The sequence below is a fragment of the Devosia sp. XGJD_8 genome, from assembly GCF_046614475.1.
In the GTDB taxonomy this organism is placed as follows: Bacteria; Pseudomonadota; Alphaproteobacteria; order Rhizobiales; family Devosiaceae; genus Devosia.
In genome coordinates, this window is the sequence record NZ_JBKJHF010000001.1 from 1,626,778 (window position 1) to 1,647,632 (window position 20,855).

Consider the following 20,855-nt stretch of genomic DNA (forward strand, 5'->3'; position numbering starts at 1 on the left):
TTGTCTATTTCATTAGACAAATAGAGGCAAGCATGCAGACCCGATCTTCAACCGGCAGTGACGCGCGCAAGGCGGTGCTGGACGTACTGGCCAGCGCTCCGACCCGGTCCCTGGCCGCGCTGTGGGACCGCTGGGCCGACAAACCCGCTCACGCCAAGGTACGCGGGCCCGAGATCGGCCTCGTCATGGTGCGCGGCCGGGCCGGTGGCGGCGGCGCGCCGTTCAACCTTGGCGAAGCGACAGTGAGCCGCGCCAGCGTGCGTATTGCCAGTGGCGAAGTGGGACACGGCTATTGCCTTGGCCGCGACATGGCCAAGGCCGAGGTCATTGCCGTGATCGACGCCCTGTGGCAGCGCGAACCGGCACGCGTCCAGGCCGAAATCATCGCGCCGCTGCAGACGCTTGCGGCAGACGCCGACCAGCAGCGCCGCGACGAGACCGCCGCGACGCGCGTCGATTTCTTCACCATGGTGCGGGGGGATAACTGATGGATATCGGTCTCGACGGCGGCTTTGCCGATCCGGTGCTGCAGGCACAGGGCAGTTTCCGCGCCATCATGGACGCGCTGGCCAATCCCGGCACGCCCCGCCGGCTCGTCACGCCGCCCTCGCTCCACAGCAGCCTGCCCCCCGGACTGGCCAGCATCCTGCTGACCCTGGCCGATCATGATACCGGCCTCTGGCTGGATGACACTTTGCGTGCCGATGCGGGCGTCCTCGACTTCGTCAATTTCCACACCGGTGCCGGCGTGGTGCCAGAGCCGGGCAGGGCGGTCTTCGCCTTTGCCACCGGTCCCGCCCACCTGCCGCGCCTCGACCAGTTCAATCTCGGCACCCAGGAATATCCCGATCGCTCCACCACCATCGTCCTGGCCGTACCCGCGCTGACCGGTGGTGAGATGCTCATCACGCGCGGTCCTGGCATCAAGGGCCACGGTCATATCAGCCCCCTCGGATTGCCCCTGGATTTCGTCGCGCAATGGTCCGCCAATCGCGACCTGTTCCCGCGCGGCATAGACCTGCTGCTGGTGGCCGATGGCGAGGTCATGGGCCTGCCGCGCAGCACCCGCCTCGAGGAAGGACACTGACATGTATGTTGCCGTCAAAGGCGGGGAAGCCGCCATTGCCAATGCCCATGCCCTCCTGGCCGATCGCCGCCGCGGCGACCGCTCGGTGCCGGCCCTGCGCCTCGACCAGATCGTCGAGCAGCTCGGCCTCGCCGTCGACCGCGCCATGGGCGAAGGCTCGCTCTATGACAGGGAACTGGCCGCTTTGGCGCTGCTGCAGGCGCGCGGCGACCTGATCGAGGCCATCTTCCTCGTCCGTGCCTATCGCACCACGCTGCCCCGCTTCGGCTATTCCAACCCTGTCGATACCGGCACCATGCTGATCGAGCGCCGCATCTCGGCCACCTTCAAGGACCTGCCCGGCGGCCAGATGCTCGGGCCGACTTTCGACTATACCCACCGCCTGCTCGATCCCGCCATCGCTACCGGCGAGGTGCCTCAGCCCGCCACCCGCGAGGCAGATGCCGAACAGGCGCCGCGGGTGACCGACATGCTCGGCCGCCAGGGCCTGATGGAACCCGATGGCGAGACCGATCCCGACCGCGAAGTGGGTGACCTGACCCGCGAACCGCTGGATTTCCCGCTCGACCGCGACCTGCGCCTCCAGGCCCTGGCCCGCGGCGACGAGGGTTTCCTCCTCGCGCTCGGCTATTCCACCCAGCGCGGCTATGGCCGCAGCCATCCCTTTGTCGGCGAAATCCGCATCGGCGAAGTCGATGTCGAATTCGACGTTCCCGAGCTCGGCTTCGCCGTCAATCTCGGCCGCATCCGCGTCACCGAATGCCAGATGGTCAACCAGTTCAAGGGCAGCGCGAAAGTGCCCCCGCAATTCACCCGCGGCTATGGCCTGGTCTTCGGCCAGGCCGAGCGCAAGGCCATGGCCATGTCCCTCGTCGACCGTGCCCTGCGGGCCCGCGAGTTCGGCGAAGACATCGTGGCTCCCGCGCAAGACGAGGAATTCGTCATTTCCCACTCCGACAACGTCCAGGCCACCGGCTTCGTGGAACACCTCAAGCTCCCCCACTACGTCGATTTCCAGGCCGAACTCGATCTGATCCGCCGCATGCGCGCCGAGCATGAAGCCGCAGAGATGCAGGAGGCAGCAGAGTGACGCGGCTGGTTTCCAGAATGCCGCGTATGCGGACGTACCCCCACCTAACCTTCCCCTGGAAGGGGGAGGGACTGGCTGGTGTGTTTGGCTCGATTTTGCCCCAGTCGCGGCGCGGCTCCTCCCCCTTCCAGGGGGAGGTTGGGTGGGGGGTCCTCCAAGCATCGATCATGGGAGCTTCAGCATGACCGCCATCGCCCAATACAACTTCGCCTATCTCGATGAGCAGACCAAGCGGATGATCCGCCGGGCCATTCTCAAGGCCATCGCCATTCCGGGCTATCAGGTGCCGTTCTCCTCCCGCGAAATGCCCATGCCCTATGGCTGGGGCACCGGCGGCGTGCAGGTGACGGCCTCGATCATCGGCCCGGATGACGTGCTCAAGGTCATCGACCAGGGCGCCGACGACACCACCAATGCCGTCTCGATCCGTGCCTTCTTTGCCAAGGTCGCGCAGGTGCAAACCACCACCCACACTGCCGATGCCACCATCATCCAGACCCGCCATCGCATTCCCGAAAGGGCGCTGGGGCAGGGACAGATCCTGGTCTATCAGGTGCCGATCCCCGAGCCTCTGCGCTTCCTCGAACCGCGCGAAACCGAGACGCGCAAGATGCATGCGCTGGAAGAATATGGCCTCATGCATGTCAAGCTCTACGAGGACATTGCCCGCCACGGCCGCATCGCCACTACCTATGCCTATCCGGTCAAGGTCGAGGGCCGCTACGTCATGGACCCCTCGCCGACGCCCAAATTCGACAACCCAAAGATGCACATGAGCGAAGCGCTGCAGCTGTTCGGGGCAGGGCGCGAGCACCGCATCTACGCCGTCCCACCCCATACCGAAGTGGTGAGCCTCGATTTCGAGGACCACCCCTTCACCATCCAGCATTTCGAGCAGCCCTGCGCCCTCTGCGGCGCCGAACAGGTCTATTTCGACGAGGTCATTCTCGATGACCGCGGCGGGCATATGTATGTCTGCTCCGACACCGACCATTGCGAGGAGCGCCGCACGGCGGGACATGTAGGCGCGCTGGGCGTGGAGGCGGCGGAATGATCGGCGCTGCAGGAAATATCGGGTTGGGCACCTCTTCACCTCTCCCTTCGGGGGAGAGGTCGGCCGCAGGCCGGGTGAGGGGGCCTTTGATTGGTGCGGTGCGTGGAAAAGGCCCCCTCACCCGACCCAAGAGGGTCGACCTCTCCCCCAGAGGGAGAGGTGAAGAAAGCGAGACCTCCAATGACCACTGAACCCCTTCTCCGCGTCGACAGCCTGACCAAGTATTACGGCAGCCGCCTCGGCTGCGCCGATGTGAGTTTCGAGCTCTGGCCGGGCGAAGTCCTGGCCATTGTGGGGGAATCCGGCTCGGGCAAGACCACGTTGCTGAACTCCCTGTCAGCCACGCTGGAACCCAGCTCGGGCCGGACTCTCTACCGCATGCGCGACGGCGAGTGGCGCAATATCTACGACCTCTCCGAGGCCGAACGCCGCTTCCTCATCCGCACCGATTGGGGCTTCGTGCATCAGAACCCGGCCGATGGCCTGCGCATGACCGTCTCGGCCGGCGCCAATGTCGGGGAGCGCCTGATGGCGGTGGGCGACCGGCACTATGGGCACATCAGGGAAACCGCGCTGGACTGGCTCGGCCGGGTGGAAATCGCCGCCGACCGCATCGACGACCAGCCGCGCAGCTTTTCCGGCGGCATGCGCCAGCGCCTGCAGATCGCCCGCAACCTCGTCACCGGCCCGCGCCTGGTCTTCATGGACGAACCCACCGGCGGCCTCGACGTTTCGGTGCAGGCCCGTCTCCTCGACCTGCTGCGCGGCCTCGTCGGCGAACTCGGCCTCGCCGCCATCGTCGTCACCCACGACCTCGCCGTGGCCCGTCTGCTCAGCCACCGCATGATGGTGATGAAGGACGGCCATGTCATCGAATCCGGCCTCACCGACCGAGTCCTCGACGACCCCCGCGAGCCCTATACGCAGTTGCTCGTCAGCTCGATTTTGCAGGTGTGAGAATGACCGCCCTATCCGTCCAGAACCTCTCAAAAACCTTCACCATGCACCTGCGTGACGGCCTCATCCTCCCCGTCGTCGCCAACGTCAATTTCGACGTCCATGCCGGCGAATGCGTCGTGCTCGGCGGCCCCTCCGGCGCCGGCAAGTCCTCCATCCTCAAGATGGTCTATGGCAATTATGGCGTCGATGCCGGCGCCATCACCCTCCGCCATCACGGCGAAGCGGTCGATCTCGCCACCGCCGATCCGCGCACCGTGCTTACCCTGCGCCGCGACTCCATCGGCTATGTCAGCCAGTTCCTGCGCACCGTGCCGCGCGTCTCGGCGCTCGATGTCGTGGCCGAGCCGCTGGTCATCCGCGGCAAGGAGCGAGCAGACAGCCAGCAGGCTGCAAGAAACTTGCTGGCACGCCTGAACCTGCCCGAGCGGCTGTGGAGCCTGCCACCGGCCACCTTCTCGGGCGGTGAACAGCAGCGCGTCAACATCGCCCGCGGCTTCATCACCGATCATCCGGTGCTCCTGCTCGACGAACCAACCGCCTCGCTCGACGCCACCAACCGCGCCGTGGTCGTCGCCATGATCGCCGAGAAAAAGGCCGCAGGCGTCGCCCTGCTGGGCATTTTCCATGACGAGGAAGTCCGCGCCCAGGTGGCGGACCGCATCGTCGACGTCACCGCCTTTGCCCCGAGGATCGCCGCATGAAAAAGCTTGGCCTGGAACCCTTTATCCACCCGACCGCCAAGGTGCACGACTCCGTGCTCGGCCGCTATACCGAGGTCGGCGCCGGCTGCTCGATCTCCCATTCCAGCATGGGCGATTACTCCTACTGCGTCGGTGGCACCCAGATCGCCTATTCGACCATCGGCAAATTCTCCAACATCGCCGCCCATGTCCGCATCTACGCCTCCATGCACCCCATGGAACGCGCCTCGCTGCACCACTTCACCTATCGCTCGGCGCAATATTTCGAGGGCGAGGAAGACGACCAGTCCTTCTTCGACTGGCGCGAAAGCACGCCCATCAGCATCGGCCACGATACCTGGATCGGCCACGGCGCCGTCATCATGCCCGGCGTCACCATCGGCAATGGCGCCATCATCGGCTCCAATGCCGTGGTAACCAAGGATGTCGCCGATTTCGCCATCGCCGTCGGCGTTCCCGCCCGCACTATCCGCCAGCGCTTCAGCGACGACATCGCCGGCCGGCTCGATGCCATGGCCTGGTGGGACTGGAGCCACGACAAGCTGCATCAGGCACTCCCCGATTTCCGCAAGCTGGGGATCGAGGCCTTTCTGAAGAAGTATGAATAGAGGCCGCCACGACGCCACTGTGCACAGTCACGCAACCGTCACCGAACCTACATGATGACGTTACCTCCCCGCCCTAGGTCTGCCGCAGTTCAACGGCGGGGCACGTCTGATGCTGAAGATTTCCAACGTTTCGCGACGCTTCGGTGACAAGCTGGCCGTCGATGGCGTGAGCCTCGAAATCCCCCAGGGCCAGATGGTCGGCATTATCGGCCGCTCCGGCGCCGGCAAGTCGACCCTGCTGCGCATGATCAACCGCCTGGCCGATGTCTCCTCCGGCTACATCGAATACAACGGCGTCAAGACCAGCGAGCTGCGTGGCCAGGAACTGCGCAACTGGCAGCGCGACTGCGCCATGATCTTCCAGCAGTTCAACCTCGTGCCGCGCCTCGATGTCATCACCAATGTCATGCTGGGCGGCCTCAACGGCCGCAATCCGGTGCTCAACCTGCTGCAGCTGTTCTCGGTCGACGAGCAGATGCTGGCGCTCAAGGCGCTGGAGCGGCTCGATATCGCGGCCACCGCCATGCAATGGGCCCAGACCCTGTCGGGCGGCCAGCAGCAGCGCGTCGCCATCGCCCGCGCCCTGATGCAGAACCCCAGGATGATCCTGGCCGACGAGCCCATCGCCAGCCTCGATCCGCGCAATGCCCAGATCGTCATGGACAGCCTGCGCGACATCAATGCCGACGGCATCACCGTCATCACCAATCTGCACACGCTCGATACCGCCCGCGCCTATTGCGAACGCATCATCGGCATGGCGGCTGGCCGGGTCGTGTTCGATGGCACGCCCGATGAGCTGACCACCGACGTTGCCCGCACGCTTTATGGCGCCGACGGCCTCAAGGAGGCCTTCTCGGAGGCCATGACCTCGACGGCGATCGCGCCCATCACTCCGCCGGTCGTCACGGCCCGCGCCCACTGAGTTTCCAGCGTTCCGCAACTGCCTGACCGCCAAGGCGGCGCCAGTCTGCCGACATCCTCGCGTCACCAAAGGAGATTTCCATGACTGCGATCCGTACCATCCTGCTTGCCGGCATTGCCGCTGCTGCCCTCACCACCGGCGTCTTCGCCCAGGACAACGTCCTGCGCATCGGCCTGCTCGGCGGCGAGAACGAGGCTGACCGCCTGCGCGACAACCAGTGCCTGGTCGATCTGATGAAGTCCGAACTCGGCTTCTCCGATGTCCAGCTCTTCCCCGCCGCCGACTATAATGGCGTGATCCAGGGCCTGCTGGGCGGCACGCTCGACTATGCCGAACTCGGCGCCTCGGCCTATGCCGCCATCTACCTGCAGGACCCCGATGCGGTCGAGCCCATCCTCACCACCGAGCAGACCGATGGTGCCACCGGCTACTATTCGATCATGCTGGCCCGCAAGGACAGCGGCATCACCAGCCTCGAGGACATGAAGGGCAAGTCGCTCGGTTTTGCCGATCCGGACTCCACCTCGGGCTACCTCATCCCCGTCGTCGCGCTGCCCAACGATATCGGCATGCCGGTCGAGGAATACTTCTCCGAAACCGGCTTCGGCGGCGGCCATGAGAACAACGTTCTCGCCGTGCTGGATGGCCAGTTCGACGCCGGCGTGACTTGGGGCTCGGGCGTCGGCGACTTCATGGAAGGCTACACCTCGGGCAATATCCGCTCGATGGTCGACAAGGGCATGCTCGACATGGAAGACGTGGTGGAAGTGTGGAAGTCCCCGCTGATCCCCAACGGCCCCATCGTCCTGCGCTCAAGCCTCGATCAGGCCACCAAGGACAAGATCGAAGCCTTCCTCAAGGCCCTGCCGGAAACCAATTACGACTGCTTCCGCGCCGCCCAGGCCGGTGATTACAACGGCTATGTCGAGGTCGACCCGACCTTCTACCAGCCCGTGATCGACGCCCGCAAAGCGACCATCGGCGGCTAAGCCAATCTGTCGGCCGGACTCCATTCGGGGTCCGGCCGATGCTTTATCGGGAGACTAGCATGGCGGACATGACGAGCGGCGGGTCGGGCCTCAGCGCCGCGACCGGGACCATCCACCGGCACTATCGCCAATTGCTGATGACGCGGCGGCTCTACTCGCTGCTGGCCGTGGCCGGCCTCGCTGTGGTGCTGGTCTTCGCGCTGCTCTTCGCCAACAATGCCAGCTCGGGCAAGTTCCTCGACCGGCTGCCCTATCTCTTTGATTTCATCAAGAATTTCGTGCCCGACGATCCGTTCGAGATCGTCCGCGCCATGTTCGACTTGCCCTCGCCCTATGCTGATGGCTCGTTCAAATACGACTATGAAGTGGGCCGCCACTATCTGTTCGGCACGGGCTTCTACATCCCCGAATATTTCTACGAAATGCTGGTGACGCTGAACATCGCCTTCGCCTCGACGCTGATCGGCGGGCTGTTCGCCTTCCTCTTCTGCTTTGTCGCCGCCTCCAATCTCGGCGTCGCCGCACCGCTGCGCTGGATCATGCGCCGCCTGCTCGAGCTGATGCGTGCCTTCCCCGAAATCGTCCTGGCCGGCATGCTGGCCGCCGTGCTCTCGCTCGGCCCGATCGCTGCCATCTTCGCCGTCTCGGTCCATACCGTTGGCGCGCTGGGCAAGATGTTTTTCGAAGTGGTCGAAAACGCCGACATGAAGCCCGATGACGGGTTGCGCGCCGTGGGCGCCAACTGGTTCGAGCGCGTACGCTTCGCCATCGTGCCCCAGGTCATGCCCAACTTCGTCTCCTATTTCCTGCTGCGCACCGAGATCAATGTGCGCGCCTCCACCATTATCGGCGCCGTCGGTGGCGGCGGCATTGGCGAAGTGTTCCGCCAGTCCATCGGCCGCGACCACGCGGCCAAGACCTACGCCATCGTCATCCTGCTGTTCCTGACCATTGTCGCTATCGACCAGCTGTCCGGCTGGCTGCGCCGGCGCCTCGTCGGCAACGCCGCCTTCCAGTTCGGCGCCTAGGAGCTCGTCATGTCCGCCATCGCCCTGACCGCCGCCGACCGTACCCGCCTGCGCAAGATGCATCCCGATCTGTTCGCCCCCGGCCTCTTCAAGCGCTGGGGCGGGTTGATGCTGCTGGCCGGCGCGCTGGCCTACCTGGTCTATTGCTGGAGCTTCTTCGAGGTCGGCCCCAAGCTGGCCGAGGGCAAGTGGGAGCGCGCCAGCGTCTACATGGCCGATTGGATCAGCTGGGAAGCCCAGCCGCGCTACCGTTGCCAGCCTGACGGCACGCTGCAGATCGAGCATCAGCGTTTCTCCCCGCTGGGCGAGAATCCGGATCCCGACTGGATGACCGCACTGCCCGACGGCCGTGAGGAAGTGACCTTCGGCGATCAATCCAACCGCATCGAGATTGCCACCACCGGGGTGGTCGCCGTCCTCGGCGGCGTGCCCTATGACATCGCCTTCGCCGATGAAGCGGCCATCCTGCCTGCCGATGCCCCCGCGGCGATGAGCGAGAAGAACGGCCGGGTCACCGTCGACTACGGCTTTGCCGGCAGCGCCGAAATCCGCGCCACCCAGGTCTTGGTGCGCCGGCGCTTCTTGGGTTGGGAGAATTTCTGGTTCGACACCACCTCTCCCTTCTGGGGCATGGGCCTGCCTGAACTCTGGACCAGCGTCGCTGCCGGCCCGCAGATCAGTCCCGATCAGTCCAACCTGTCCCTGGCCTGGAACGAATTCCTGACCAATTCGGAATGGCAGCACGGCGACGTGCTCAACAAGCTGCTGCAGACCATCGTCATGGCCTTTGTCGGCACGCTCTTCGCCGCCACGCTGGCTTTCCCGCTGGCCTTCATCGCGGCCCGCAACGTCACCAGTTCCCGGCCGGCCAACTGGCTCACGAAGCGCTTCTTCGACTTCACCCGCTCGGTCGACATGCTGATCTGGGCGCTGGTCTTCACCCGTGGCTTCGGCCCGGGCCCGCTGGCCGGTATTGCCGCAATCTTCGTCACCGACACCGGCACCTTCGGCAAGCTCTATTCCGAGGCCATTGAGAATATCGATGACAAGCAGCGCGAAGGCGTGCGCTCGGTGGGCGCCTCGGCAGCCGACGTCAACCGCTTTGGCGTCGTGCCGCAGATTGCCCCGGTCGTCATCAGCCAGACGCTCTACTTCTGGGAAGCCAATATCCGCGGCGCCACCATTATCGGCGCGGTTGGCGCCGGCGGCATCGGCCTCAAGCTGCTCGAAGCCATGCGCACCAATCAGGATTGGGAAAACGTCGCCTATATAGTGCTGCTGATCCTGATCGTCGTCTTCATCTTCGACAACCTCAGCGCCGCCCTCCGCTCCCGCCTCATCGGCCCGACAGGGCACTAAGGGGCCTTGGGGACCACTGAGTTCACAGTCGACACCCTCCCCCTTGTGGGGAGGGATCAAGGGTGGGGGCGTTTGGCCCAAAAATCGGGGTATCGCACACCCCAGAGGGCATGCTTGCCGCCAGAGGCCAAGTGAAATTGCCCCGATACTCACCGCCAGCCTGACGCCAAACTCCTCAAAGCCGCTTCTCTGCCAGCTCCCGAAACGCGTCCGGCACCGTGCGCGGCGCTTCCAGCACCACCGAGCCATAGCCGATCGCGTCCCAGCCGAAGCGGTCGCGCACCTTGTCCATGGCCCCGTCCGCCTGTCGTCGCGCCACGCCGATGCGCGTACCGGGGCGGCGGGCGTCCTGCGCTCCGCCCAGCGAGAATTCCAGCTGCATCAAACTGTCCGGCACCAGATGCGAGACCGAAATCGCCAGCAGCGAGATATCGCGCTCCTGGGGAAATTCCCTGTGCACGCCAGCCACCAGTTCCTCGGCGATCTCGGCAATCGTGGTTGTCGCCGAAACCGGCGCGCCCAGCGTCATGGCGCGGGTGACGGCCCGCATATCGGCAAAGCGCACCCGCGTCGTCACCGTGCGGCCGGCCCACGCCTTGTCGCGCAGCCGCGAGCCGATGCGGTCAGCCAGGAGGCGCAGGGTAGGGCGGAACACGCTCTCGCGAAACGGCTTGCGGCCGAGCGCCGATTGCGCCCCCGCCGAGCGGGACCGATGGTCGGTGACGATGGCGCGCGGATCGCGGTTCCAGGCCAGAGCAAACAGCTTCTCGCCCGCCGCGTGCCCCACCAGGCGCTCCAGCGAGCGTCCCGGCGTCGCCGCCAACTGGCCGATGGTCACGATGCCCGATTCAGCCAGTTTCGCCTTGGTGACGGGCCCCACGCCCCACATCAGCTCCACCGGCAGGTCATGCAGGAATTCCAGTTCATCCGCCGGCTCGATCACCATCATGCCGTCCGGCTTGGCGACCTGCGAGCCAATCTTCGCCAGGTGCTTGGTGCGCGCCACTCCCACCGAGATCGGCAGTCCCAGCTCGTCTCGCACCCGCCGCCGGATCGTCTCGGCCACCACCGCGGGCGGCCCAAACAGATGGGCTGTGCCCGCCACGTCGGCAAAGGCCTCGTCGATCGAAATGCGCTCCACCAGCGGCGTATAGTCGCCCAGAATGGCAATGGCGGCATCGCCGAGCCGCTGATAGTCCCGAAAATGCCCGCCAACGAAGATCAGCTGCGGGCAAAGCTCGCGCGCCTTGCGCCCCGCCATGCCGCCATAGACGCCAAATGCCTTGGCTTCATACGACGCGGCCAGCACCACGCCCCCGCCCACCGCAATCGGCTTGCCGCGCAGCGAGGGGTCGAGCAATTGCTCTACCGACGCATAAAACGCATCCAGGTCAGCATGCAGGATCGTCGCGCCATCCACCTGAAACCCCTGTAGCTCTGACTAGAACATAAAGGGAACAAACGACGCGACGAGTCAAGCACAGCTTTCTTACCTCTCCCTTGGGGGAGAGGTTGGCGCGCAGCGCCGGGTGAGGGGGCCTTTACTGGGTGCGGCGTTGGGGAAGGCCCCCTCACCCGACCCAAGAGGGTCGACCTCTCCCCCAAAGGGAGAGGTAAAGGCCTACGGCATCAGCTGCCCGCCATTGACCTCGATCACCTGCCCGATGATGTAGCCCGACAGGCTAGGCGCTGCGAGGAACAGGTAGGCGCCCACGCATTCCTCCGCCGTGGCGGCGCGCCCCATCGGAATCGTCGCCACATTGGCCTTCATCTGCGCCTCGGTAGAGTAGCGTTCATGGAAGGGCGTATCGATCACGCCGGGCGCCACCGCATTGACGCGAATGCCGAAGCCAACCAGTTCCTTCGCCATGCCGCGCGTGATGTTGGATACCAGCGCCTTTGACGAGCCATAGAGCCCCGCACCATTGCTCGCTCCGTTGCGGGCAGCGATGGACGACGTGTTGATGATGAAGCCACCCTGGCGTTTGAGATGGGGGATCGCGGCGCGGCTGGCGGCGATCACCGAGCGGCCGTTGAGGTCCATCACCTTGTCGTAATAGTCGTCATCCATGTCGGCATAGGCCATGCGGCCCACCATGCCGCCGGCATTGTTGATCAGCCCGTCGAGCCGGCCGAAAGCGGCTGCCGTTTCCTCGACCGCGCGGGCAATCTCGGCCGATTTGCTGGCATCGGCGCGAATGAGCACGGCCTTGCCGCCGTCGTCGGTGATGGCCTTGGCCACCGCTTCGGCCGCCTCCTTGCTGGAATTGTAGTGCACGCCGACCGACGCACCCTGGGCGCCGAAGGCCTTGGCGAGGGCTGCGCCGATGCCCGTCGAGGCGCCGGTGATGAGCACGGCCTTGCCGGCGAGATCGGGAATGGTCAACTGGGTCATGGCAGGACTCGAAGTTTGGGCGGGGGAGGGCCAGTGATAAGAGCCAGTTAGCGCTAATACAAGGCGGACGCCCAAACCGCGCGCCCCTCCGATGTGGTGAAGGAGTCTCGATTTCGGCGCATCTTCGCTATATCTGCAGTCGTGACGCGCCGCTCCCCCGACTCGGCGCCTGGAGATCAGCCTGCCGATGACGCCGGACTTTGACCTGCAGGGCCACAATACCCTTGGCCTGCCAGCGCGTGCCCGCTTCGGCGCCACCATCAGCCAGGCTAACGAGCTGGCGCCACTCCTCTCCGAGGCTGCGGCGCTTGGCCTCCCGTTTCGGGTCCTGGGCGGCGGCAGCAATGTCGTGCTGCGTCCACGCTTCGATGGTGTCATCGGCCTCATGGCCATTGCAGGTCGAGAGCTCCTCGGCCAGCACGGCGAGCACATGCTGGTGCGCGTTGGCGCCGGCGAGAATTGGCATCAGCTCGTCGAGTGGACGATAGAGCATAATCTTCCGGGTCTCGAAAACCTCGCCGGCATTCCCGGCACGTTGGGCGCCGCCCCGATCCAGAATATCGGCGCCTATGGCTGCGAACTGGTCGAGCGCTTCCACGCCCTTGTCGCCCTCGACACCGACGACAACACGCTCAAGACCTTCACCCGCGACGACTGCGATTTCTCCTACCGCCAGAGCGTGTTCAAGCGCACGCCGGGCCGTTTCATCGTGGTTTCGGTAACCTTGGCGCTACCCAAGGCCTGGCGCCCCAATCTCGGCTATCCCGGCCTCAACACGCTCGCGGCCGACGCGGACGCGAAGACCATCATGCAGACCGTGGTCGCCGTGCGTAACCGCAAGCTTCCCGATTGGCGCCAGCTCGGCAATGCCGGCTCCTTCTTCCACAATCCCATTGTCGACGCTTCCGTAGCCGACCGGCTCGCCGCCGAGCATCCGGAGGCGCCGCGCTATCCCGGGGCCGATGGCCGGGTCAAGCTCTCCGCTGCCTGGCTGATCGAGCGCTGCGGCTTCAAGGGCCACCGCCACGGCGCCGCTGGCGTCTCCGACCAGCATGCCCTCGTCGTCGTCAATCATGGCGGCGCCACCCAGCAGCAGATCAGCGACCTGGCCGGCGAGATCGTCTCGGCCGTGGAGGCCCGCTTCGGCGTCCACCTGGTCCAGGAGCCCGAGCTGCTCTGAACCCATGGGGCAGGGCGGCTTGACTTTGCCCCGCCCGCGCTTACCTTGCTGGCATGGACATTTCGCTGAACACCCTCGCGCCATTGATGCGCCGGTACATTCCGCTCGAAAGCTAGCCGCCCTAAACCTGTGCGCCACTGCGCCCGGCAGGTTTAGGGGTCCTATTTCATTCACATTCGGTCGGCCAGCCGCCAGGCTTCGGGGTTCTCCCGTCCATCCGCGTCATGGCCGTCCAGTTTACGCCCGAGGGAGTTTTTCCATGCGTACGCCTACCCTGAGACCCCAGATTGTCGTTGCCGCGCCAGAGCACCGCCAACTCCTGGCCCTTGCTGCTGGCAGCTCCAACGACGCTGCCGAAAGTCTGCTGGCCGAGATGGAGCGTGCCCGCGTCGTGCCGGAGGGCAAGCTGCCCGCCGATGCCGTGCGCATGGGGTCGAGGGTCCAGTACCGCACCGACCGCGACGAGATCGTCGACGTGACCCTGGTCTATCCGGCCGATGCCGATATTTCGGCCGGCAAGATCTCGGTGCTGACCCCCGTCGGCGCCGTGCTGATCGGCCTGCGCACCGGCCAGTCGATCACCTGGGTGTCGCGCGACGAGCGCAAGCATGTGCTGACCGTCCTGGCCGTCAGCCAGCCGGCCGAACCGGCCTGACCGGGCGGTGCGACACCGCGAAGCAGGGGCGCGCGCTTGAGAACCGCGCCCCGGCGCACCATGTGAGGGGAACAGAACCGGCGCGCTTGGCAACGGGATCATCCTGTTGCAGCGCCAGGAGCAGGAGTTGCACCAGATGATCCTTCCGAACGGCACCATAGTGGCAGTGGCCGATGGCCAGAGCCTGGCGCTCTACCGCAACAAGGGCACTGAGACGCAGCTGGACCTGGTCGATATGGACGAGCCCAAGGTCGAAGCGGGCAATGCCGGCTCCGGCGGCCGCCACCGCAATGACTCGGCCAATCCCGATGGCGACCGCGCCAGCGAGGATGCCTTCGCCGCCGGCGTCGCCGACCAGCTCAACCGCCTGGCGCTCGATGGCACCGTCTCCAAGCTCTTCGTCATCGCCGATCCGCGCACCCTGGGCGAGTTGCGCAAGCATTTCCACGCCGACCTGCAGGGCAAGCTGGTGGGCGAACTGGCCAAGAATTTCGCCGGCCGCCCCCTCCACGAAATCGCCGCCGCCGTTCAGGCTGCCTGATCCAACCCGCAGGGGCCGCCTCCGGGCGGCCCTTGCGGCCTATCGCGGCCGCGAAAACGCCTCGACCAGCAGGTCGAACACCAGCCTGATGCGCTTGCTGCTCTGCAGCTCGCGATGCGCCACCAGCCACATCGGCGCGACAATCGGCTTCATCTCGGGCAGCACGCATTCCAGCTCCGGCACCAGCTCGGCCACTTCGCTGAACATCACGCCCATCCCCAGCCCCTGCCGCACCATTTCAAGGCTCGCGACGAAGCTGTTGGTAATCCAGCGGAAATTCTCCTGCGCGACCAAGACACCCCGCGCATTGAGCTCGGCCACGAGGCTCTCCCCCTGCACAAAGCCGACAAACGGCGCCTCCGCCAGCGCCGCGGCCTTGCCCGGCCGGCCCAGCCGGTCGAGCAGCGTGCTGGCGGCATAGATCATCACCGCGCTGTCCGGGCAGCGGCGGGCAATCAGGTCGGGATGGTCCGGCTGCACATGGCGGATCGCGATATCGGCCTCCCGCCGCATCAGGTCGTCAATGCTGTTCGAGGCGATGACCTCGACCACGATTCCCGGTGCAACCTCCCGCAGCCGCGCCAGCACTGGTGGGAGCAGATAGGCGGCCACGATGTCGCTCGAGGTGATCCGCACCAGCCCCTCGCTCGCCTGGGACTGCCCCGACGCCGCCAGCCCGATCCGGTCGGCCGCCGCCCGCATGATCTTGACCTGCTCGACCAGTTGCCCGCCCGCCGCCGTCAGCACCAGCCGCCGTCCCACCCGCTCGAACAGCAGCAGGCCCAGGGCCTGTTCCAGCGCGGCGATCTGCCGGCTCAGCGTCGGCTGCGTCAGCCCCAGCGCCCGCGCCGCGGCCGAGAGCGATCCCCGCTCCACCGTGGCGAGAAAGGCGCGCATCTGGTTCCAGTCGAAGTCGATCACTCTCTCAGTCATGCGTATATGTATAACGCTGCTACAAGATTAGGCAATTTCCCTATATCGCAGCTCGCTCTATGATCCGCCGCATAGATGGACGGGGTGAGCGCGATGACGACGACAGCAGGCAGCAGTTTCTGGGATCGGTTGGCCGACAAATATGCCCGCCAGCCCATAGCCGACGAGGCGGCCTACCAGACAAAGCTGCGCGTTTCCCGCAGCTATTTCCGCCCCGACATGACCCTGCTCGAACTCGGCTGCGGCACTGGCAGCACCGCCATCAGCCATGCGCCCTTCGTCGCCCATATCCGCGCGCTGGACTTTTCCGAGCGCATGCTGGAGATCGCCCGGGACAAGGCAAAAGCCGCCGGCGTCGACAACGTCACCTTCGAGCAGGCCGATATCGCGGCTCTGTCCGAGCCCGCCGAAAGCTATGACATCGTCCTCGGCCTCAGCATCCTCCACCTCCTCAAGCATCCCGATGCGATGATCGGAAAAGTCTTCGCCATGCTCAGGCCCGGCGGCTGTTTCATCACCAGCACCGCCTGCCTCGGCGACACCATGGCCGCCCTCAAGTTCATTGCCCCGCTCGGCCGCGCCGTGGGCCTGCTGCCCCAGCTCAGCGTCATGAGCAGTGCCCAGCTGCTCGACAAGTTCACCAGCGCCGGCTTCACCATTGCCCATCAATGGCTGCCCGGCCGCGGCAAGGCGCTCTTCGTCGTGGCCCGCAAGCCGGGCTGACGATCAGCGACAGCATCCTGTCAGGAACGGTTCTGCTCCGCAGCCATTGCTATGGTGTCACCATACAGGCGGTAGAACATGCAGCGTCCCTCGGCCCGATCCATCTCGCGCAAACATGCGATGCGATTTGGCGCCGAAGTCCGGACGGACAGCACCCGGTTCCAGCTCTGGGCCCCCAAATGCCGCAGCATCCGGCTCAGGCTCAAGGGCAGGCGCACCCTGCTGCAGCTCGAGGCGATCGACGATGGCTGGCATTGCCTCGATGTCGAAGGCGTCAAGCCGGGCGCCCGCTACAAATTCGTGCTGCCCGACGATAGCGAAATTCCCGACCCCGCCTCGCGCCATCAGCCCGATGACGTGGACGGCTTCAGCGAGGTCATCGATCCGGCGCAGTTCCAGTGGACCGATGACGGCTGGACCGGCCGGCCCTGGGAAGAAACCATCATCTATGAGCTGCATGTCGGCGCCTTCACCGAAGAGGGTACCTTCCGTGCCGCCATGGACAGGCTCGACCATCTGGTGGCGCTGGGCATCACTGCGATCCAGCTCATGCCCCTGGCCGATTTCTATGGTCGCTTCAATTGGGGCTACGATGGCGCCATGTGGTTTGCGCCCGAGGCCAGCTATGGCCGCCCCGAAGATCTGAAGGCCTTCATCGACGCAGCCCATGCCCGCTCTCTGATGGTCTTTCTCGACGTCGTCTACAACCACTTCGGCCCGCACGGAAACTGCCTGGCGCTGGTCGCGCCCATCTTCACCCGCAAGCACACCAGCCCCTGGGGTGAGGCCATAAATTATGACGGGCAGGGCGCTTCGGTCGTCCGCGAATTCGTTGTCGAGAACGCGCTTTATTGGGTGACCGAATTCAATCTCGACGGCCTCCGGTTCGATGCTGTCCACGCCATTACCGACGATAGCACCACCCACATCCTGGAGCTGCTGGCCGCGCGCCTGCGGGCCGCGCGCTCCCATCGGCATCTGCATCTGATCGTCGAGAATTCGGAAAACCAGGCGATCTGGCTCCGGCGCAACAGCGAGGCGCGGCCCATCCACTACACCGCCCAGTGGAACGACGATATCCATCACCTGGTGCATGAGGCCGCGACCGGCGAGAATACCGGCTATTATGCAGACTTCGACAATATGGAAGCGCGCTGCGACAAGCTGGCCCGCGCCCTGGCTGAGGGCTTTGCCTATCAGGGCAACATCAAGCCGCATGAGGGCATGCGGCGCGGGGAACCCAGCGCCGGCCTGCCGCCCACCGCCTTTGTCATTTACATGCAGGATCACGATCAGATCGGCAACCGCATCAAGGGCGATCGCATCACGCGCCTCGCCAATGCGGATGCGGTCAAGGCGCTGACCGCCGTCTATCTGCTGTCGCCCCAGATACCCATGCTGTTCATGGGTGAGGAATGGGCCAGCCAGAACCCGTTCCCCTTCTTCTCCGACGTCCCGGCCGAGCTGCGCGAAACTGTGCGCAAGGGGCGCCAGGAGGAGCTCAAGAGCACGCCTGAGCACGAGGATCCGGTCAAGCCCGATGTCGAGGAGGCTGTCGACCCGACCAGTCCGGCCACCTTCGCCTCGGCCCGGCTCGATTGGCAGGACCTCGCCGAGCCGCCCCATGCCGAATGGCTCGCCCACTATCGTGCCCTGATCGATACCCGCCGGATGGAGATCATCCCCCGGCTCGCCGGCATAGAGGGCTTTGCCTCTGATTATGAGGTGCTCGGCGCGCAATGCGTGCTGGTCAGCTGGCGCCTCGGCGATGGCGCCACGCTCCGTCTCTATGCCAATCTGGATGAGGTCACCAGGACCGGTCTGCCGTCGGCTATTGGCCGCCGCATTCATCTGCAGGGCTTTGCCGAGCAGGGCACGCTGGGTCCCTGGACGGTGCTCTGGACCGTGGAAGTCTGAAACAGGCTCCTGGCCGCGGAAAAGACGCGAAATAGGTCGACAGCGCGCAGGACTGGCGTACACTGCCTGTTCTAAACTGCTTCGGTAAGGGAATATGCATTCCACAATTCAGTTGATCAATCTGCTTGGCGCCGGGGCCCTGCTGCTCTGGGGCCTGCGCCTGATCAAGACGGGCGTGATGCGCGCTTTTGGCGCCTCGCTGCGACTGTGGATTGCCCGGGGCACCGGCAATCGCTTCACCGCCGTGCTGTCCGGCATGATGGCGACGTTGGCGCTGCAGTCGAGCACGGCCACCGCGGTCATCACAGCTTCCTTTGCCAGCAGCGGCGCCATCCAGCCGCGCATGGCCCAGGCCGTGATGCTGGGGGCCAATGTCGGTACGTCCATTGCCGCCGTCATCCTGTCGCTTGATGTGCACTGGTTTTCCTCGGCCACCATTCTGCTCGGGGTCACCATTTTCTCCCTCAGCAAGTATGCGCGCGGCAAGGGCATCGGCCGCGCCGTGCTGGGCCTGGGTCTCATGCTCCTGGCGCTGCAACTGGTCGGCAGTGTTACCGGACCGCTGCGCGAATCCGATGTCATGGTCGCCATTCTCTCCGGCCTGGGCGATGCGCCGGCCTTTGCGCTGATCCTGGCGGCGGTGCTGGCTCTGGTCGCCTCGTCGAGCCTTGCCATTGTCCTGTTCGTTGCGCTGCTGGCTTCGGCCGGCATCGTCGAGCCGCCTCTGGCCGTGACGCTGGTGGCCGGCGCCAATCTCGGCGGCGCCATTCCGCCTTTGCTCGCCGTGCTGCACGAGGGCACCGAGGCCCGCCGCCTGACCCTTGCCAACCTCGTCGTCCGCGCCATTGGCGCAATCGTGCTGACCATATTTGCGGCGCCTGCCGCCGGCCTGCTGCAGGCCATCCTGCCCAATGCCAATGCGCTGACCATTGCCGCCCATATCGGCTTCAACCTGGCCCTGCTGGTGCTGTTCCTGCCCTTGCTCGGCCCCATCGGCAAGCTGGCGGCCCTGGCCATTCCCAAGCCCGCCACACCGGAAAAAGGCGCCAACTATCTCGATGACAGCGTCCTTGATACGCCCACCATCGCCCTGGCCGCCGCCGCCCGCGAGACCCTGCGCGTCAGCGACATCGTGCTCGCCATGCTTTCGGGCAGTCTCGATGCCCTGCGCAAGCCGGGCCCCGCGTCGCGCAGCGCGGCATCCCAGCTCGATGATGATGTCGATGCCCTCAACCAGGCCATCAAGCTCTACCTGACCCGGCTCGACCAGACCGACCTCGAAGAGGACGAGGCCCGCCGTTCCACGCAGATCATGAGCTTTGCCATAAATCTGGAACATGTCGGCGATATCGTCGAAAGCGGTCTCTACGACGTCGCCGGCAAGATGGCCAAGCGCCAGCTCAAATTCTCGCCCGATGGCCTGGCCGAAATCGTCGCGCTCTACGAAAAGACCATCACCAACATGCAGCTGAGCCAGACGGTCTTCATGACGGGCGATCCGCAGCTGGCACGCCAGCTGGTGGCCGCCAAGGTCGAAGTGCGCCGGCTTGAGGCCCGTTCGGCCCAGGAGCATATCCAGCGTGTGCGCGAACGCGTGCCGGCCTCGGTCGAGACCAGCTCGCTTCACCTCGATCTGCTGCGCGATCTCAAGCGCATCAACGCCCACCTGGCCTCGGTCGCCTATCCCATTCTCGAAACCAAGGGCGAGCTCGACGAGAGCCGCCTGCGTCCCCATGCCGTCCTCGAGCCCAAGACGGCAAAATAATCCGGAGCTAGTAATGAACTACGATGCTGTCCTCGCAGACATGATTGCCGTTGCCCGCGAGGCAGGGGCCCTGACGCTCACCTATTTCAAGCGTTTCCGCGACCTGGAGATCGGCATAAAGGGGCCGGCCGATTTCGTGTCCGAGGCTGACAAGGAGAGCGAACTGCTGATCCGCAAGTTCCTCTTCGAGCGCTATCCCGACTGGAGCTTCACCGGCGAGGAATTCGCCGCCGTCGACAAGGACAGCGACCACCGCTGGCTGGTCGATCCCATCGACGGCACCACCAATTTCATCAATGGCATGCACTACACCATCTCCATCGCGCTGCGTCGCGGCAATGAGACGGTCTGCGGTGCGCTGTACAACCCGGTCTCCGACGAGATGTTCACGGCGATCAAGGGGCAGGGTGCCTTCATGAATGGCGAGCCACTCAAGGTCAGCGAACAGGCCGATATTGGCCTGTTCAACGTCGGTACGGGTCTCGCCACCCCCGGCCTTTTCACCTATCCCGGCTTCTACCAGCGCCTCGACGCCATCCGCGCGCCGATCAGCTCGGTGCGCATCGTCGGCAGCTCGGCCAATTCCTGCGCCTATGTCGCCCTGGGCCGCCTCACCGGCTACTACGAGGAATCCGGCATCGTCGACTGGGCGGTGGGCGTGCTGCTGGTCGAGGAAGCCGGCGGCATCGTCACCGACTGGTGGGGCCGTGGCCCCGAATTCTACGAGCGCACCGGCTGCGTCATCGTGGCCAACAAGCCCACCCACGCCTACCTGCTGGACAAGCTCAAAGACGCCCCGAGGAAGGACCCGGTCCCCACCCCTCCCTAGGGGGAGAGGTCGGCGCGCAGCGCCGGGTGAGGGGCTTGGCAGCGGCCCAAAGGGCAAAATCGCTCCAGTGGAGCGATTTTAGCTGCCAAGGCCTTGAGGGCTACGCCCGAAAGGCG

The 20,855-nt window shown here is 65.3% G+C and carries 21 protein-coding genes; 18 read left to right on the forward strand and 3 right to left on the reverse strand.

What is annotated here, in order from left to right:
* Positions 1 to 32 precede the first annotated feature (32 nt).
* From phnG to phnE (ACLI1C_RS07650), 11 genes are all read left to right on the forward strand, one after another.
* On the forward strand, positions 33 to 488 hold the full coding sequence (gene phnG, locus ACLI1C_RS07600; protein ID WP_411396270.1) for a phosphonate C-P lyase system protein PhnG: 456 nt from the start codon (positions 33 to 35) through the stop codon (positions 486 to 488).
* Complete coding sequence (gene phnH, locus ACLI1C_RS07605; protein ID WP_411396271.1) at positions 488 to 1,087, forward strand: phosphonate C-P lyase system protein PhnH; 600 nt, start codon at positions 488 to 490, stop codon at positions 1,085 to 1,087. Before phnG ends, phnH begins: the two co-directional genes overlap by 1 nt.
* Before the next feature lies 1 nt (position 1,088).
* Positions 1,089 to 2,177, forward strand: a complete 1,089-nt coding sequence (locus tag ACLI1C_RS07610; RefSeq protein WP_411396272.1) for a carbon-phosphorus lyase complex subunit PhnI — start codon at positions 1,089 to 1,091, stop codon at positions 2,175 to 2,177.
* A 181-nt stretch (positions 2,178 to 2,358) separates the two neighbouring features.
* The gene (locus ACLI1C_RS07615; protein ID WP_411396273.1) at positions 2,359 to 3,231 is read left to right on the forward strand and encodes an alpha-D-ribose 1-methylphosphonate 5-phosphate C-P-lyase PhnJ; all 873 of its coding nucleotides are present in this window, start codon (positions 2,359 to 2,361) and stop codon (positions 3,229 to 3,231) included.
* 180 nt (positions 3,232 to 3,411) lie between these two features.
* Entirely contained in the window at positions 3,412 to 4,188 is a 777-nt protein-coding gene (phnK, locus tag ACLI1C_RS07620; protein WP_411396274.1) for a phosphonate C-P lyase system protein PhnK, read from the forward strand.
* Between the two features lie 2 nt (positions 4,189 to 4,190).
* Entirely contained in the window at positions 4,191 to 4,892 is a 702-nt protein-coding gene (phnL, locus tag ACLI1C_RS07625; protein ID WP_411396275.1) for a phosphonate C-P lyase system protein PhnL, read from the forward strand.
* On the forward strand, positions 4,889 to 5,500 hold the full coding sequence (locus tag ACLI1C_RS07630; protein WP_411396276.1) for a DapH/DapD/GlmU-related protein: 612 nt from the start codon (positions 4,889 to 4,891) through the stop codon (positions 5,498 to 5,500). Before phnL ends, ACLI1C_RS07630 begins: the two co-directional genes overlap by 4 nt.
* 109 nt (positions 5,501 to 5,609) lie before the next feature.
* Entirely contained in the window at positions 5,610 to 6,425 is an 816-nt protein-coding gene (gene phnC, locus ACLI1C_RS07635; RefSeq protein ID WP_411396277.1) for a phosphonate ABC transporter ATP-binding protein, read from the forward strand.
* Positions 6,426 to 6,505: 80 nt separating this feature from the next.
* A complete protein-coding gene (phnD, locus tag ACLI1C_RS07640) occupies positions 6,506 to 7,414 on the forward strand; it encodes a phosphonate ABC transporter substrate-binding protein (RefSeq protein ID WP_411396278.1) in 909 nt (302 codons plus the stop codon).
* A gap of 68 nt (positions 7,415 to 7,482) precedes the next feature.
* Positions 7,483 to 8,442 (forward strand): phosphonate ABC transporter, permease protein PhnE, encoded by a 960-nt coding sequence (gene phnE / locus ACLI1C_RS07645; RefSeq protein WP_411398260.1) that lies wholly within the window; start codon positions 7,483 to 7,485, stop codon positions 8,440 to 8,442.
* 9 nt (positions 8,443 to 8,451) lie between these two features.
* Positions 8,452 to 9,801, forward strand: a complete 1,350-nt coding sequence (phnE, locus tag ACLI1C_RS07650) for a phosphonate ABC transporter, permease protein PhnE (RefSeq protein ID WP_411396279.1) — start codon at positions 8,452 to 8,454, stop codon at positions 9,799 to 9,801.
* A gap of 175 nt (positions 9,802 to 9,976) precedes the next feature.
* On the opposite strand, the gene dinB is transcribed toward phnE (ACLI1C_RS07650), so the two are convergent.
* Together dinB and ACLI1C_RS07660 are read right to left on the reverse strand one after the other, a co-directional pair.
* Complete coding sequence (gene dinB, locus ACLI1C_RS07655; RefSeq protein ID WP_411396280.1) at positions 9,977 to 11,221, reverse strand: DNA polymerase IV; 1,245 nt, start codon at positions 11,219 to 11,221, stop codon at positions 9,977 to 9,979.
* Between the two features lie 201 nt (positions 11,222 to 11,422).
* Positions 11,423 to 12,196 (reverse strand): SDR family NAD(P)-dependent oxidoreductase, encoded by a 774-nt coding sequence (locus ACLI1C_RS07660; protein ID WP_411396281.1) that lies wholly within the window; start codon positions 12,194 to 12,196, stop codon positions 11,423 to 11,425.
* A gap of 187 nt (positions 12,197 to 12,383) precedes the next feature.
* Between ACLI1C_RS07660 and murB the strand changes: the two genes are divergently transcribed.
* From murB to ACLI1C_RS07675, 3 genes are all read left to right on the forward strand, one after another.
* A complete protein-coding gene (gene murB, locus ACLI1C_RS07665; RefSeq protein ID WP_411396282.1) occupies positions 12,384 to 13,376 on the forward strand; it encodes a UDP-N-acetylmuramate dehydrogenase in 993 nt (330 codons plus the stop codon).
* A 259-nt stretch (positions 13,377 to 13,635) separates the two neighbouring features.
* Positions 13,636 to 14,031: a nucleoside diphosphate kinase regulator gene (gene rnk, locus ACLI1C_RS07670; RefSeq protein WP_411396283.1), complete on the forward strand. Its 396-nt coding sequence runs from the start codon at positions 13,636 to 13,638 to the stop codon at positions 14,029 to 14,031.
* Between the two features lie 136 nt (positions 14,032 to 14,167).
* Positions 14,168 to 14,572 (forward strand): host attachment protein, encoded by a 405-nt coding sequence (locus ACLI1C_RS07675; protein ID WP_411396284.1) that lies wholly within the window; start codon positions 14,168 to 14,170, stop codon positions 14,570 to 14,572.
* Between the two features lie 39 nt (positions 14,573 to 14,611).
* On the opposite strand, the gene ACLI1C_RS07680 is transcribed toward ACLI1C_RS07675, so the two are convergent.
* Positions 14,612 to 15,505: a LysR family transcriptional regulator gene (locus tag ACLI1C_RS07680; RefSeq protein ID WP_411396285.1), complete on the reverse strand. Its 894-nt coding sequence runs from the start codon at positions 15,503 to 15,505 to the stop codon at positions 14,612 to 14,614.
* Between the two features lie 93 nt (positions 15,506 to 15,598).
* Between ACLI1C_RS07680 and ACLI1C_RS07685 the strand changes: the two genes are divergently transcribed.
* The 4 genes from ACLI1C_RS07685 to ACLI1C_RS07700 all read left to right on the forward strand — a co-directional run bounded on the left by ACLI1C_RS07685 (position 15,599) and on the right by ACLI1C_RS07700 (position 20,739).
* Entirely contained in the window at positions 15,599 to 16,228 is a 630-nt protein-coding gene (locus ACLI1C_RS07685; RefSeq protein ID WP_411396286.1) for a class I SAM-dependent methyltransferase, read from the forward strand.
* Between the two features lie 78 nt (positions 16,229 to 16,306).
* On the forward strand, positions 16,307 to 18,145 hold the full coding sequence (gene treZ / locus ACLI1C_RS07690; RefSeq protein ID WP_411396287.1) for a malto-oligosyltrehalose trehalohydrolase: 1,839 nt from the start codon (positions 16,307 to 16,309) through the stop codon (positions 18,143 to 18,145).
* Positions 18,146 to 18,239: 94 nt separating this feature from the next.
* Positions 18,240 to 19,910 carry a Na/Pi cotransporter family protein gene (locus tag ACLI1C_RS07695; RefSeq protein WP_411396288.1) on the forward strand — a complete coding sequence of 557 codons (1,671 nt, stop codon included), beginning with the start codon at positions 18,240 to 18,242 and terminating at the stop codon, positions 19,908 to 19,910.
* A 13-nt stretch (positions 19,911 to 19,923) separates the two neighbouring features.
* Entirely contained in the window at positions 19,924 to 20,739 is an 816-nt protein-coding gene (locus ACLI1C_RS07700) for an inositol monophosphatase family protein (RefSeq protein WP_411396289.1), read from the forward strand.
* Positions 20,740 to 20,855: the final 116 nt, after the last annotated feature.

Excerpts from the sequence above, each read along its gene's own strand:
- ACLI1C_RS07660 (WP_411396281.1), bottom strand. The coding sequence starts at position 12,196 with ATGACCCAGTTGACCATTCCCGATCTCGCCGGCAAGGCCGTGCTCATC.
- phnC (WP_411396277.1), top strand. The coding sequence starts at position 5,610 with ATGCTGAAGATTTCCAACGTTTCGCGACGCTTCGGTGACAAGCTGGCC.
- phnH (WP_411396271.1), top strand. The coding sequence starts at position 488 with ATGGATATCGGTCTCGACGGCGGCTTTGCCGATCCGGTGCTGCAGGCA.
- phnL (WP_411396275.1), top strand. The coding sequence starts at position 4,191 with ATGACCGCCCTATCCGTCCAGAACCTCTCAAAAACCTTCACCATGCAC.
- phnE (WP_411398260.1), top strand. The coding sequence starts at position 7,483 with ATGACGAGCGGCGGGTCGGGCCTCAGCGCCGCGACCGGGACCATCCAC.
- phnG (WP_411396270.1), top strand. The coding sequence starts at position 33 with ATGCAGACCCGATCTTCAACCGGCAGTGACGCGCGCAAGGCGGTGCTG.
- murB (WP_411396282.1), top strand. The coding sequence starts at position 12,384 with ATGACGCCGGACTTTGACCTGCAGGGCCACAATACCCTTGGCCTGCCA.
- rnk (WP_411396283.1), top strand. The coding sequence starts at position 13,636 with ATGCGTACGCCTACCCTGAGACCCCAGATTGTCGTTGCCGCGCCAGAG.
- ACLI1C_RS07700 (WP_411396289.1), top strand. The coding sequence starts at position 19,924 with ATGAACTACGATGCTGTCCTCGCAGACATGATTGCCGTTGCCCGCGAG.
- phnE (WP_411396279.1), top strand. The coding sequence starts at position 8,452 with ATGTCCGCCATCGCCCTGACCGCCGCCGACCGTACCCGCCTGCGCAAG.
- ACLI1C_RS07685 (WP_411396286.1), top strand. The coding sequence starts at position 15,599 with ATGACGACGACAGCAGGCAGCAGTTTCTGGGATCGGTTGGCCGACAAA.
- ACLI1C_RS07615 (WP_411396273.1), top strand. The coding sequence starts at position 2,359 with ATGACCGCCATCGCCCAATACAACTTCGCCTATCTCGATGAGCAGACC.
- ACLI1C_RS07630 (WP_411396276.1), top strand. The coding sequence starts at position 4,889 with ATGAAAAAGCTTGGCCTGGAACCCTTTATCCACCCGACCGCCAAGGTG.
- ACLI1C_RS07680 (WP_411396285.1), bottom strand. The coding sequence starts at position 15,505 with ATGACTGAGAGAGTGATCGACTTCGACTGGAACCAGATGCGCGCCTTT.
- treZ (WP_411396287.1), top strand. The coding sequence starts at position 16,307 with ATGCAGCGTCCCTCGGCCCGATCCATCTCGCGCAAACATGCGATGCGA.
- ACLI1C_RS07695 (WP_411396288.1), top strand. The coding sequence starts at position 18,240 with ATGCATTCCACAATTCAGTTGATCAATCTGCTTGGCGCCGGGGCCCTG.
- phnD (WP_411396278.1), top strand. The coding sequence starts at position 6,506 with ATGACTGCGATCCGTACCATCCTGCTTGCCGGCATTGCCGCTGCTGCC.
- ACLI1C_RS07610 (WP_411396272.1), top strand. The coding sequence starts at position 1,089 with ATGTATGTTGCCGTCAAAGGCGGGGAAGCCGCCATTGCCAATGCCCAT.
- phnK (WP_411396274.1), top strand. The coding sequence starts at position 3,412 with ATGACCACTGAACCCCTTCTCCGCGTCGACAGCCTGACCAAGTATTAC.
- ACLI1C_RS07675 (WP_411396284.1), top strand. The coding sequence starts at position 14,168 with ATGATCCTTCCGAACGGCACCATAGTGGCAGTGGCCGATGGCCAGAGC.